The 13,564-nt window shown below is 38.3% G+C and carries 13 protein-coding genes and 1 tRNA gene; 11 read left to right on the top strand and 3 right to left on the bottom strand.

Annotated features, from left to right (window positions below):
* The first annotated feature begins 145 nt into the window (after positions 1-145).
* Together RM541_RS02455 and odhB are read left to right on the top strand one after the other, a co-directional pair.
* Entirely contained in the window at positions 146-2,920 is a 2,775-nt protein-coding gene (locus RM541_RS02455; protein WP_311498635.1) for a 2-oxoglutarate dehydrogenase E1 component, read from the top strand.
* A gap of 54 nt (positions 2,921-2,974) precedes the next feature.
* Positions 2,975-4,261 carry a 2-oxoglutarate dehydrogenase complex dihydrolipoyllysine-residue succinyltransferase gene (odhB, locus tag RM541_RS02450; RefSeq protein WP_311498634.1) on the top strand — a complete coding sequence of 429 codons (1,287 nt, stop codon included), beginning with the start codon at positions 2,975-2,977 and terminating at the stop codon, positions 4,259-4,261.
* A 259-nt stretch (positions 4,262-4,520) separates the two neighbouring features.
* On the opposite strand, the gene RM541_RS02445 is transcribed toward odhB, so the two are convergent.
* Positions 4,521-4,958 carry a retropepsin-like aspartic protease gene (locus RM541_RS02445; RefSeq protein WP_311498633.1) on the bottom strand — a complete coding sequence of 146 codons (438 nt, stop codon included), beginning with the start codon at positions 4,956-4,958 and terminating at the stop codon, positions 4,521-4,523.
* A 51-nt stretch (positions 4,959-5,009) separates the two neighbouring features.
* Here RM541_RS02445 and RM541_RS02440 point away from each other — a divergent pair, with 51 nt between their 5' ends.
* From RM541_RS02440 to RM541_RS02400, 9 genes are all read left to right on the top strand, one after another.
* Entirely contained in the window at positions 5,010-5,777 is a 768-nt protein-coding gene (locus RM541_RS02440) for a TatD family hydrolase (RefSeq protein WP_311498632.1), read from the top strand.
* 124 nt (positions 5,778-5,901) lie between these two features.
* Positions 5,902-7,044, top strand: a complete 1,143-nt coding sequence (locus tag RM541_RS02435) for a 1-acyl-sn-glycerol-3-phosphate acyltransferase (protein WP_311498631.1) — start codon at positions 5,902-5,904, stop codon at positions 7,042-7,044.
* Positions 7,028-8,056: an asparaginase gene (locus RM541_RS02430; RefSeq protein WP_311498630.1), complete on the top strand. Its 1,029-nt coding sequence runs from the start codon at positions 7,028-7,030 to the stop codon at positions 8,054-8,056. The genes RM541_RS02435 and RM541_RS02430 overlap by 17 nt, the downstream gene beginning before the upstream one ends.
* A gap of 69 nt (positions 8,057-8,125) precedes the next feature.
* Positions 8,126-8,213, top strand: a tRNA-Ser gene (locus RM541_RS02425).
* Positions 8,214-8,280: 67 nt separating this feature from the next.
* The gene (locus RM541_RS02420; RefSeq protein ID WP_311498629.1) at positions 8,281-9,087 is read left to right on the top strand and encodes a MotA/TolQ/ExbB proton channel family protein; all 807 of its coding nucleotides are present in this window, start codon (positions 8,281-8,283) and stop codon (positions 9,085-9,087) included.
* A 14-nt stretch (positions 9,088-9,101) separates the two neighbouring features.
* The gene (locus tag RM541_RS02415; protein WP_311498628.1) at positions 9,102-9,539 is read left to right on the top strand and encodes a hypothetical protein; all 438 of its coding nucleotides are present in this window, start codon (positions 9,102-9,104) and stop codon (positions 9,537-9,539) included.
* A gap of 3 nt (positions 9,540-9,542) precedes the next feature.
* Entirely contained in the window at positions 9,543-10,154 is a 612-nt protein-coding gene (locus RM541_RS02410) for an ExbD/TolR family protein (protein ID WP_311498627.1), read from the top strand.
* Between the two features lie 35 nt (positions 10,155-10,189).
* A complete protein-coding gene (locus tag RM541_RS02405; protein ID WP_311498626.1) occupies positions 10,190-10,669 on the top strand; it encodes an ExbD/TolR family protein in 480 nt (159 codons plus the stop codon).
* 95 nt (positions 10,670-10,764) lie between these two features.
* Positions 10,765-11,487, top strand: a complete 723-nt coding sequence (locus tag RM541_RS02400; protein WP_311498625.1) for a porin family protein — start codon at positions 10,765-10,767, stop codon at positions 11,485-11,487.
* On the opposite strand, the gene RM541_RS02395 is transcribed toward RM541_RS02400, so the two are convergent.
* Together RM541_RS02395 and rpoN are read right to left on the bottom strand one after the other, a co-directional pair.
* A complete protein-coding gene (locus RM541_RS02395; protein WP_311498624.1) occupies positions 11,482-12,087 on the bottom strand; it encodes a hypothetical protein in 606 nt (201 codons plus the stop codon). The two genes, RM541_RS02400 and RM541_RS02395, sit on opposite strands and share 6 nt — an antisense overlap.
* Positions 12,087-13,547 carry an RNA polymerase factor sigma-54 gene (gene rpoN / locus RM541_RS02390; protein WP_311498623.1) on the bottom strand — a complete coding sequence of 487 codons (1,461 nt, stop codon included), beginning with the start codon at positions 13,545-13,547 and terminating at the stop codon, positions 12,087-12,089. The genes RM541_RS02395 and rpoN overlap by 1 nt, the downstream gene beginning before the upstream one ends.
* Positions 13,548-13,564: the final 17 nt, after the last annotated feature.

Below are 13,564 nucleotides of genomic sequence, written 5' to 3'. Positions count from 1 at the left end.
TAATAAGTTACATTTTGATAGGGGTCTGGTGGTTTCTATGTTAAATTATTATAATACGTAGTATAAAAATTAGATACGGCAAGGTCTTTTTTTTTAAAAATTGTATTTTTGTTGTTACAATTAAAAGAAACATTGGTTTCAAATTATGGATAGATTTTCATTTCTAAATGCCGCACATACCGCATACTTCGCAGAACTTTATGACCAATATCTAAAATATCCTGATAGTGTAGAGCCCAGTTGGAGGGCTTTTTTTCAGGGCTTTGACTTTGGAATGCAGCAGGATGGAGTTGCCGGGGGAATCCTCGAATCTGCTCCTGCAAATTTTGAAGAAGGAGAGATTCCTGAGCATGTAGTTAAGGAATTTCAGGTAATTCGGTTGATTGACGGATACAGAACAAGAGGACACTTATTTACAAAAACGAACCCGGTAAGGGAAAGAAGAAAATACAGGCCAACCCTGGATATCGAAAATTTCGGTCTCTCTAAGGATGATCTGGATATTACCTTTAGCGCAGGTGAAATTTTGGGTATAGGTCCTAAATCCCTTAAAGAAATAGTTAGTCACCTTGAAAAGATTTATTGTGAATCTATAGGTGTGGAATATATGTTTATTAGGAAGCCGGAGGAAATCCAATGGATTCAGAATAAGCTTAATATTAACGAAAACCACCCGCAGTTTAGTGGAGATCAAAAGAAACAGATTCTCAGAAAGTTAAATGAGGCTGTTTCCTTTGAGAGCTTTTTACATACCAAGTATGTGGGGCAAAAACGTTTTTCCCTGGAAGGAGGAGAAAGTTTAATTCCTGCACTGGATGCATTAATAGAGCGGGCAGCTGAACTTGGAATAAAAGATTTTGTCATGGGAATGGCTCACCGGGGTCGTCTTAATACCCTTACAAACATTTTCGGGAAAAGTGCCAAGGATATTTTCAGTGAATTTGACGGTAAGGATTATGAACAGGATATTTTTGACGGTGATGTGAAATACCACCTTGGGTGGACTTCATGCCGTACAACAGATAATGGCAACGATATTAACATTAATATCGCGCCTAACCCTTCTCACCTGGAAACAGTAGGGCCTGTAGTAGAAGGTATTGCCCGGGCAAAAAAAGATCGCCGTTATAATGGCGACAGTTCTAAAGTATTACCAATTCTGGTACATGGTGACGCTGCAATTGCAGGTCAGGGAGTGGTGTATGAGGTCGTCCAAATGGCACAACTGGAAGGATATGAAAACGGTGGTACTATACATATAGTAGTTAATAACCAAATTGGTTTCACTACCAATTATCTCGATGCAAGATCCTCTACTTATTGTACAGATGTTGCAAAAGTAACTTTGTCTCCGGTTTTACATGTAAATGCAGATGATGCCGAGGCTGTGGTTCATGCGATATTATTCGCACTGGATTTTAGAATGAAATTCCACCGTGATGTATTTATTGACCTTCTTGGTTACAGGAAATATGGTCATAATGAAGGGGATGAACCACGTTTTACCCAGCCAAAGCTTTATAAAGCCATAGCTAAACAGGAGAATACCAGAGATCTTTATGCTGATAGGCTTAAAAAAGAAGGTGTGATTGATGATGGTTTTATAAAGAAACTTGAAGAAGAATATAAAGCAAAACTGGAAGAGAATCTGGAAGATTCCCGTAAAGAAGATAAAACTAAAATAACTCCATTCATGCAGGACGAATGGGAGGGTTTTGAAAATGCACAGGAAGATAAAATGATGGAGGAGGTGGATACCACCTTTGATATTGATAAACTGGATAAAGTTGCAGAAGCAGTGTCCAGGTTACCTGAAGGAAAAAAATTTCTTCGTAAAATTGATAAGCTGGTAAATCTTCGTCATAAGATGTATTTTGAAACCAACCAGTTGGATTGGTCTATGGCTGAACATCTGGCTTATGGATCGTTAATGACAGAGGGTTATCATATTCGCATTAGCGGCCAGGATAGTGAGCGGGGAACTTTTTCACATCGTCATGCGGTTGTGAAGGTAGAGGATAGTGAAGAAGAGATAATATTACATAATAATATTGAAGGACGAAAAGGGGAATTTTTTATATATAACTCCCTGTTGTCTGAATATGGTGTTGTAGGGTTTGATTATGGATATGCAATGGCAAGTCCACAGACACTTACAATTTGGGAAGCGCAATTCGGTGATTTTGTAAATGGGGCGCAGATTATGATAGATCAGTACATTTCTGCAGCCGAGGATAAGTGGAAACTTCAGAATGGATTGGTAATGCTGCTGCCGCATGGTTATGAAGGGCAGGGTGCAGAGCACTCTTCCGGTAGAATGGAGCGTTTTCTTCAGCTCTGTGCTAAGGATAATATGTATGTTGCCGATATTACCACGCCGGCAAATATGTTCCACCTGTTGCGAAGGCAGATGAAAGCTGGATTCAGAAAACCCCTTATTGTATTTACTCCCAAAAGTCTTCTCAGGCATCCGAAAGTGATTTCTACTAAAGAAGAATTTGCTAACGGAAGTTTTCAGCCTCTTATAGATGAAGGTAATGCCGATGTCAAGAAAGTAAAAACTCTGGTTTTCTGTACGGGTAAATTCTATTATGATCTTCTGGATCATCGGGAAAAGAACGATCGTGATGATGTAGCGCTAGTGAGGGTGGAGCAACTATTCCCTCTTCCTGTCCAAAAGATGAAGGAGACAATGCAGAAATATAATAATGCAGATGATCTCGTTTGGGCGCAGGAAGAACCAAGAAATATGGGGGCTTATGGTCATTTACTATTGCATTTTGATGAAGCCAGGAATATGAGAATATGCAGTAGGAAATTCTATGGATCGCCTGCAGCAGGAAGTTCTGTGCGTTTTAAAAGACGCCACGACCGGGTTATTGCCGGTGTTTTCGATAAATCTTTAGAAGAATCAATTTAATAATTAAGAATAAAAATTTCTGTTCCGGCAGAAACCATAATAAAAATTAAGATCATGGCCTTAGAAATGAAAGTTCCTTCTCCAGGGGAATCTATAACCGAAGTTGAAATTGCACAATGGTTAGTGGAAGATGGAGATTATGTTGAAAAAGATCAGGCAATTGCCGAAGTAGATAGTGATAAAGCTACACTCGAACTTCCGGCAGAAGCCAGCGGAATAATTACTTTGAAAGCCGAAGAAGGTGATGCTGTAGCCGTTGGTGAGGTTGTCTGCCTTATTGATACGGAAGCCGAAAAACCTGGTGGAGGAGATAAAGAAGCGAAAAAGCAGGAAAAGGAAAGCAAGGACGCTAGCTCCGGAAGTGAAAAGGAATTGGACTCTGAGAAATCAGGTTCTGATAAGGCTCCGGCTAAAACCGAACAGCCTTCAAAGTCTAGCACTCCTTCTCAGAAGCAGGATAGTTACGCAAGTGGAAGCCCTTCTCCTGCGGCCAAAAAGATTTTGGATGAAAAAGGAATAGACTCAAAGTCGGTTAAAGGTTCTGGAAGAGATGGTAGGATAACAAAAGATGATGCCGTAGAAGCAAAAGCTTCTATGGGAACACCAGGAACCGGAAACAGGGGCGAATCCCGCAAGAAAATGTCGATGCTGCGTCGTAAAGTAGCACAAAGACTGGTTAGTGCGAAAACTGAAACGGCTATGTTAACTACTTTTAATGAAGTAGATATGTCCCCGATTTTTGCACTTCGTAAAAAATATAAAGAAGAGTTTAAAGATAAGCATGGAGTAAGTTTAGGATTTATGTCTTTCTTTACGCTTGCTGTTACGCGTGCATTGGAATTATTCCCTGATGTAAATTCCATGATAGATGGAGATTATCAGGTAAATTATGACTATAAAGATATCAGTATAGCCGTATCCGGGCCTAAAGGTTTAATGGTTCCTGTAATGAGAAATGCCGAAAACTTGAGTTTCAGAGGTGTGGAGGCTGAAGTGAAGCGTCTGGCGCTAAAAGCAAGGGATGGAAATATTACTGTGGATGAAATGACGGGAGGTACCTTTACTATAACTAATGGAGGTGTTTTTGGATCTATGCTTTCTACTCCAATTATTAATCCTCCTCAAAGTGCGATACTGGGAATGCATAATATTGTGGAGCGGCCCGTAGCTATAGATGGTCATGTGGAAATACGCCCCATTATGTATGTGGCCTTATCTTATGATCATAGAATTATTGATGGGAAAGAATCTGTAAGTTTCCTCGTAGCAGTAAAGGAGGCGCTGGAGAATCCAGAGGAGTTATTAATGGATAACGATGTGAAGAGATCTCTGGAGCTTTAAATAGTTTAAAAATTAAAACAGCAGAGGCAGCATTTAATTAATGCTGCCTCTGCTGTTTTATAGGTAAGATTAAAACAAGAGAAATAAATTAACCAAATTTAAGAAAAGCACAGCAGCTATGGCAATCATCAAGATCGTAAGAAAAGCTGGTGTGAGAACTCTATTTTTGATAAGACAGGATTTTTAATTTACTTTATTTCAGGTAAAGTTAAATTAATACTCCAATATTCAAAAGGGGAAATTCCCCCTTTTTTTTGTATCATTTGAGATAAAGGGCTTTTTTGCCGTAGTCTATTACCGCTTTTCCTCGTTTTAAAATATCTGCCCCTATAATACCATGAACCTTTTCAGCTTCATGATTCAAAAGGGCCTCGTTTACATGTCTTAGATCGAAAAGTACCAGATCTACCTTCTTCTTTTTCCAGCCTTTAATTTCTATTCTGTTCTTCTGGGCGATCTGGGTGAGCATATTTGTAGCTCCGGCCCCGGCTGCTTTTACGTCACTGTCTTCAGCAATTAATTCAAAATGTTTCACTGCTTCCATTCCTACGCAGGTGCTTGAGGCGCCGGTGTCGAGAATAAAATTACCCTCGATGTTATTTATTTTAGCTTCTATCTCTATATGGTTAGTCTTCGTGTACTTAAATTTTATACGCTGATATCCTTTCTTTTCAAGCAATTTCTTTAAAGTTGACATTCTTTCTTTTTTCACAAAGATAGGTCTTCAAAATAAATTATTTTTGCATTTATGATTTTAACCGATACACATGCCCATTTATACAGCGAAGCTTTTGATGAAGACAGGAAGGAATTAATTGCAAAAGCGATTGATGCGGGTATTAAAAGATTTTTTATTCCGGCTATAGATTCAGAATATACACAGGCTATGTACGATCTGGAGGTGGATTATCCTGATAATATTTTCTTAATGATGGGTCTGCACCCTACGCATGTAAAGGAAGATTATAAAGATGAACTTGATCATGTCGAAGAACAGTTTAAAAAGAGAGAATTCTGTGCTGTTGGAGAAATTGGAATAGATCTGCACTGGGATAAGAGTACCTTGCAAATTCAGCAGGAGGCGTTTAAGAAGCAGATTCAGCTGGCGAAGAAATACAAATTACCAATAGTTATTCACTGCCGGGAAGCCTTTGATGAGGTCTTTGAAGTTTTGGAAAATGAAAAAGCAGATGATCTCTTTGGGCTTTTTCATTGTTTTACAGGAACCCTGGAGCAGGCGCATAAGGCGTTGTCTTATAATATGAAACTCGGTATTGGTGGGGTGGTGACCTTTAAAAATGGCAAAATTGACAGGTTTCTAAATGAAATTCCTATTCAGGATATTGTTTTGGAGACAGATGCACCCTATCTCGCACCAACTCCTTTCCGCGGAAAAAGAAACGAACCGGTCTTTCTTGAAGAAATAGCAAAAAAAATATCCGAAATATATAAGATTGAATTAAAGGAAGTTGCAGAAATAACTACTGCAAATTCAGAAGTAATATTTGGGAGGTAATTATTTCTTGTTTTATATTTTGTTTATTTGCCGGTATAAGCCATTAACATTGTTTGCTTATATTGCCATGCAAAGGCTTTTTGGTTTAATAAGTGCCCACCGGGCATGCTAAGATGAGAATTTTGTGCAAGAATTTGAGGATATAAGATTTTATAAAGATGAGGAAGTAGAGGAGGCCTTGCGGCAATATGTAAGGCATCCAATGGTAAAGGCTTTACTTCAGTTTACTTTTCCGGAAAAGGAATTTTCCGAAATTGAGGAGCTGGTACTTCAGTGTCAGTCCATCAGGGACTTTCAGACCAGAGTTATTTATCACTCTGTAGATAAGGTATTGGAAAAAAGCACTGAAGGTCTTACTTATAGTGGGTTTGAAAATTTGCAGAAAGATCAGGCTTATTTCTTTATTTCTAATCACAGGGACATTATACTGGATACGTCGTTATTAAATTATACTTTATACGACCATGACTTGATAATGACTGCTTCTGCAATTGGCGACAACCTGGTGCGGAAACCTTTTCTTTTGGCACTTTCAAAGCTTAATAGAAACTTTCTAGTTCTGAGAGGGCTCGGTCCAAGGGAAATGCTGAAAAGTTCTTTTAAGCTTTCAGAATACATAAGAAAATTGCACTTCAAAGATAATCGTTCAGTATGGATGGCGCAGCGGGAAGGGCGGACAAAAGACGGTAGCGACCATACACAACAGGGAGTTTTAAAGATGCTGGCAATGGCCAAGAAAGACATGAGTCTTTGTGAGTATTTTTCGACACTTAAGATAGTTCCTGTTGCTATTTCTTATGAGTTTGATCCTACAGATATTCTGAAGATGCCAGAAATCATGGCAAAAAGGATGAAGGAAACTTATGTAAAATCTGCCAACGAAGATTTTAATTCAATTATGCAGGGGGCATTAGGCCAGAAAGGAAGAATCCATATTAGTGCCTGCGGAGTAATGGAAGATGAAATCTTTGCTAAAATTGAAGCTCAGCAAAGCTCTGTAAACGATCAGATAAAAGTCGTGGCAGAGAAAATTGATCAGGAGATACACAATAATTACAAATTATGGCCTGCAAATTATATTGCTTATGATTTACTAAAGAATCATGGGAAATATAGTTCTGAATATTCAGACAAACAAAAGAGACAATTTGAAAGAAGGCTTATGCGTAGAGTAGATCTTAAGAATTCCCTTGAGGTTAACAGTTATCTGCTTATGTATGCAAATCCTGTAGTTAACAAAGAAGGTCTGTATGAAAACGAAAGCTAGGATCCTGTTAGTTTACACCGGGGGGACCATTGGCATGATAAAAGATTATGATACAGGTGCTCTTAAAGCTTTTAATTTTGATGAATTGCTGCAGAATATTCCGGAATTAAAACTTCTGGAACATGAAATAGAAACCTTAAGTTTTAAGGATCCCGTGGATTCGTCTAATATGAATCCTGATGGCTGGCTTCAAATAGCAGAAACTGTAGAAGCGAACTACGACAAATACGATGGTTTTGTAATCTTGCATGGGAGTGATACAATGTCCTACACAGCTTCTGCATTGAGTTTTATGTTTGAAAATCTCGGTAAGCCGATAATCTTTACCGGATCTCAATTACCAATAGGAGATCTAAGGACTGATGCCAAAGAGAATTTAATCACAAGTATACAAATTGCTGGTCTTCGGAAGAATGGCAAATCTGTAATCTCTGAAGTAGGGCTTTATTTTGAGTATAAATTATATCGGGCCAATCGTACAACAAAAATAAACGCTGAACATTTTCAGGCCTTTGCTTCGCCGAATTATTCACCCTTAGCTGAATCTGGCGTCTATCTCTCAGTTCATGAAACTGATTTGTGGAAGCCGGAACGGAAACAGAAACTTAAACTTCATAGAAACCTGGATAATGATATTCTTATTCTCAAGATGTTCCCCGGCATAAGTGAAAGCACAGTCGAACATATGCTGTCGAAAGAAAATCTAAAAGGTGTGATTCTTGAAACTTTTGGTAGTGGGAATGCCCCTAATGATGAATGGTTTCTCAATATACTGAAAGAAAAAATATCTTTGGGACTTAGAATTGTAAATGTTACGCAATGTATTGCGGGAAGTGTTACAATGGGGCAGTATGAGACCAGTATGGAACTTAAAAAAATTGGCGTGATTTCGGGAAAAGATATTACAACAGAGGCTGCTGTTGGAAAAATGATGTATTTATTGACAAAAAATTTATCAGCCAAAATATTTAAAACTATATTTGAAACATCTTTAAGGGGTGAAATGGCTTAAAAATTAACGCAGCATGCTTGATGATGTATTATTTTTTTTGTTATTTGCCGCACCGTTCAACATTTTAATAGAGAGGTGGCCGAGTGGTCGAAGGCGCACGCCTGGAAAGTGTGTATACGCCACAAGCGTATCGAGGGTTCGAATCCCTTCCTCTCTGCTAAGTGTTTTATTAAAAAATTATTTTTATATTTACCCTTTAACTAATTAAATTAAGACAAACAGTAATGAAAAGATTATTTTCTATTTTGGTAATCGCTGCGATTATGGTGCTTGGAGCCGTAAATCTTAATGCGGCAAACAGTGTTAATACATTGCCGAGTACTACGGTAACCTTTGTTCAACAAGACGAAGATGCTGCGGCGGCTGATGAAGTAGGCGAAGAAGAGACTGCCGGTTTTCATCAGGAATTAAAACGACGTTTTATAGAAGGTGGTCCGGGCTTTATGGGGATTGTGCTTCTTTGTTTAATTCTTGGTTTGGCCATTGCTATTGAGAGGATTATCTTTTTAAACCTTTCTACAACAAATACTAAAAAGTTAGCACAGGATGTTGAAGATGCTCTAAAGAGTGGAGGTGTTGAAGCTGCTAAAGAAGTATGTAGGAATACAAGAGGTCCTGTGGCTTCTATATATTACCAGGGTCTTGACCGTGCAGATGAGAGTATCGAGGCTGCTGAAAAGGCAGTTGTTGCTTACGGTGGAGTGCAAATGGGACAGCTTGAAAAGAATGTATCATGGGTTTCTCTTTTTATCGCTCTGGCGCCAATGCTTGGTTTCATGGGTACGGTAATTGGTATGATTCAGGCATTTGATAGAATTGAAGCTGCCGGGGATATGCAACCATCTTTAGTTGCCGGAGGTATTAAAGTAGCACTTTTAACAACGGTATTTGGTTTAATTGTTGCTATTATACTTCAGATTTTTTACAACTATATAATTGCTAAAATAGATAGTATCGTTAACGATATGGAAGATGCTTCTATTCTGCTTATCGATATGTTGGTAGATTACAAGAACAGAAAAAGAATTTAAGACCAATATAAATTATGACCTTACATAAGATATTAAAATATTTGGCTTTAGTCATCGGTGTAATTGGGCTTATCCTGCTGGGTAGGATCATTATGGCGGGTGATGATGCGATTGATGCATCAGCCGATCTTCAAGCCAGTGTGTTGGATCCCTTTATGTGGGTAGCCTACATAGTAATGGCAATAGTTGTGGTTCTGGTTGTTATTTTTGTAATCGCCGGACTTTTTAGAGGAAACATAAAAAATACTCTTATTTCTGTGGGCGCCTTTGCGGTAATTGTTATTGTTGCTTACGTGATAACTGATGGAAACGAGATAGTGCTTAAGGACGGAGATGTTCTGTCTGCCAGTGGTTCACATTGGGTGGGTGCAGGTCTTGTTACGTTCTATATCCTTGCTGCAATTGCAGTGGGAGCGATGGTACTCTCAGGGGTGAGAAAATTAATAAAATAAATTATGGCTAGAAGAGCATCACCAGAAGTTAATGCAGGTTCTATGGCAGATATTGCCTTCCTTCTCTTGATCTTTTTCCTGGTTACTACAACCATTGAAACAGATAAAGGTATTAGCAGGAAGCTTCCGCCATGGCAGGATGAAGATGTTGAACCACCGGTATTAAAGATGCGTAACGTCTTTGAAGTAATTGTTAACAGTAATAATGATTTACTCGTTGAAGATGAACCTATGGAAATCGGTGAATTGCGCCAGGCAGCTATAGTCTTCCTGGACAATGGAGGAGGAGTTGGAGATGAGGCTTGTGACTTTTGTCAGGGTCCCGCAGATCCGGAGTTATCTGTAAATCCGCAAAAAGCAGTTATTTCTTTGCAGAATAACCGTGGTACGGAGTATGGAACATATATTGCAGTTCAAAATGAACTTGTTGCAGCATATAATTTCCTGAGAAACAGAGAAGCTCAACGAATTTATAACGTTAGCTTTAATGAAATGGAGGCAGCTTATTCTGATCCCAGGTATAACGGAGACAAGGAGCAGTTGGAGGAGAGAATCGAAGTTATCAAGAATATGATACCACAGAAACTGTCTGAAGCCGAGCCGAAAAAGAGCTAATGAGCTTTTTGAACTAAAAATTTTAATTTATTATTATGTCTAAATTTAAGAAGAAAAAAGGTGGAGAACTACCAGCGGTAAATACCGCTTCTTTACCGGATATCGTTTTTATGTTACTTTTCTTCTTCATGGTTGCCACGGTAATGCGCCAAAATACCTTAATGGTACAAAACAAATTACCATTTGCAGACCAGGTAGAAAAGTTAGATAAAAAGGATCTTATTATGTATATCTATGCTGGGAAACCCAGTCAACGATATCAGGCTCAGTTCGGAAGTGAAGCGCGTATTCAGTTAAATGATAAGTTCGCAAACGTTTCTGAAGTTCAGCAATTTATTTTCCAGGAGAGAGAATCAAAAAGAGAGGAGCTTGTACCTTATTTGACAACAGCTCTTAAAGTTGATGGCGAGACTAACATGGGACTTGTATCTGATATTAAACAAGAACTTCGAAAGGCGGAAGCCCTTAAGATTAACTACACTGTAATTCCCGGTGATGCAACTCAGAATTTGTAGTAGTTCTTTTTAGAAAATAAAATTTTTAAAAACATCCTGTTCATATCTTTGAACAGGATGTTTTTTTATATTTATGCTGAAACCTCATCACCTCAATGAAAGCTAAATTGTTTTTGTTCTTTTTTTTTCTATTATTTTACGGCAAATCGTTTTGTCAGGAAGAAAAGGATCTGATTATAAGAGTTGGAGATACTATTCCAACAGTAATAGATAGTGTATATCGGGAAGATCAGATCTATGTAGGTTTTAGTTTTAATCTTCTTACTAATAAATCTGAATCTATTGAACAATCTGGCTTTTCAGGTGGATTTCACCTTGGCCTAATTAGGGATTTTCCTCTCAACTCGCGCCGTAATGTTGCTTTGGGAATCGGTTTAGGCTGGTCACTTAATAGTTATGGGCAAAATCTGTTTATAGGTGAAACAGAGGCGGGAGAATCTATTTTTAGAAGCCTCGATAATGATATATCTTATGACACAAATAGATTTACCACACAGCTTATTGAGGCACCCATAGAGTTTAGATGGAGAACATCAACCGCTACGAGTTACAAATTCTGGCGTGTTTATACAGGACTAAGGTTGGGTTATGTATATCATCTGAAATCAAACTTTGTCCAGGAGGCTAATCAGGTGGTTCAGACAGAGGTTCCGGAATTCGACAGGTTTCGGTTAGGTGCAACCTTTACTTTCGGTTATAATACCTTTAATTTCCATTTCTACTACAGTCTCAATTCATTTTTTAAAGATGCCTACATTCAGGATGAACAGGTAGAACTTTCCACGCTAAAAATGGGTCTTATGTTTTATATCTTATAGCCAGTAATTTACCACTATCAACTGTGATATAAGGCCTATAAATAAACCCAGTACAAGCTCAAGGTTATTGTGTGCTTTGTAGATAAGACGGGAGGAGGCGGTAAGGCCTAAAGCGGTGAAAAGAAAAGCAATAGTAAAAATAAGATTGAGATGAAAGTGCACTCCAAGTGCTACAATAAACGTTGTTAGCCCCGAGAGGCCAACAAGATGTAAACTGACTTTCACGCGGAAGATGGCCATTATAAAACAGGTTATTGTAGAGAAAAGAATGCCAACAAAGTAAAAGTAAAGAGCAGGATAATTATAGGAATTCAAAACCTGGAAAAGTATCATCAGGTTGAGTAGTATAAAAAAGAAGAGCGGCCATCTTCGTTCTTGTACATCACTTAGAAATAACGAACTGGCCTTGCCTAGATTTTTCAGGAGAAAGTAAAATACAATTGGAATAAACATCGTAATGATAGCAATAGCCAGCATTTTTACTTTAATAAGCTCAATAGGGAAAAATCGTGGGGTGAGTAAAAAATAAAGCAGGCTTCCTGCAAATGGCATCCATAAGGGGTGAAAAACGTAAGAGGCACTTTTAAGCAAGAGTTTCATTAAATTTCTTTACGTAATCTGGCTACAGGAATATCCAGCTGCTCACGATACTTTGCCACTGTTCGCCTTGCTATTGGATAACCTTTGTCTTTAAGAACTTTTGCGAGTTTTTCATCTGTAAGCGGCCTCTTTTTATCTTCCTCACCTATGGAAATTTCCAGAATTTTTTTGATTTCCCGGGTAGAAACATCTTCACCCTGATCATTTTTCATAGATTCTGAAAAGAATTCTTTGATCAGTTTTGTTCCGTAAGGAGTATCAACATATTTGCTGTTGGCTACCCTTGACACGGTAGAAACGTCCATCTCAATTTCATCGGCAATGTCTTTAAGGATCATTGGCCTTAAGTTACGCTCATCGCCACTTAAAAAATATTCTTTCTGGTAATTCATGATAGAGCTCATGGTAACCATCAGCGTCTGCTGTCGCTGTTTTATAGCCTCTATAAACCATTTTGCAGCATCCAGCTTCTGCTTAATAAACATTACGGCATCCTTCTGCTCTCTCGTCTTTTTCTTCGAATCTTTGTAGCCTTTAAGCATATCGCTGTAGTCCCGGGAAACATGCATCTCTGGTGCATTTCTTCCGTTAAGACTTAATTCCAGGTCTCCATCAACAATTTTTATGGTAAAATCAGGAATAACATGTTCTGTCATTCTTGTATTTCCTGAAAAGGCACCGCCGGGCTTAGGATTCAAATGTTCAATAACCTCTATGGCATCCCGCAGTTGATCTTCAGAAATATCATGTTTGGATAGAAGTTTGGAATAATGTTTTTTACTGAAGTGATCAAAAGACTGTTCAAGAAGATCATAAGCCAGAGAAACGGACTCTGTACTTTCTTTCCTTTTAAGCTGGATAAGAAGACACTCCTGTAGAGATCTGGCGCCCACTCCCGCAGGATCCAGTTTTTGCACGCGTTGTAAAACTTTTTCAACGGTCTCCTCGTCAGTATAGACATTTTGTGTAAATGCAAGATCATCCACAATGTCCTGAACAGACCTGCGGATGTATCCACTTTCATCTACACTACCCACAAGAAATTCCGCAATTTCCTGTTCAGTTTCATTAAATCTGAAGGTACTTAACTGAGTTTTTAAATGTTGGGTAAAAGAGGTTCCAGATGCATAAGGCACCTGTTTATCCTCATCGTCTGCACTATAATTATTGGCATTTAACCTGTAACTGGGGACTTCATCATCACTTAAATATTCATCAACATTAAAATCTTCTAATGCTTCGTCGTAATTATCATCCTCAGTATCATTTTCATTAGAAAAATTATCTTCAAATTCATCTGCCGATTCTTCCCTACCATCCTCTAAAGCCGGGTTTTCCTCGATCTCCTGTTTTAAACGCTGTTCAAAAGCCTGGGTAGGCAATTGGATCAGTTTCATTAACTGGATCTGTTGTGGAGACAGTTTTTGAGATAATTTGAAATTTAATTGTTGCTTAAGCATAAAGTTCCTTCGGCTTT

The organism is Autumnicola psychrophila (assembly GCF_031846645.1).
GTDB lineage: Bacteria > Bacteroidota > Bacteroidia > Flavobacteriales > Flavobacteriaceae > Autumnicola > Autumnicola psychrophila.
Note: the sequence above shows the minus strand (reverse complement) of the source record. Positions and strands in the feature narration are given on the sequence as shown.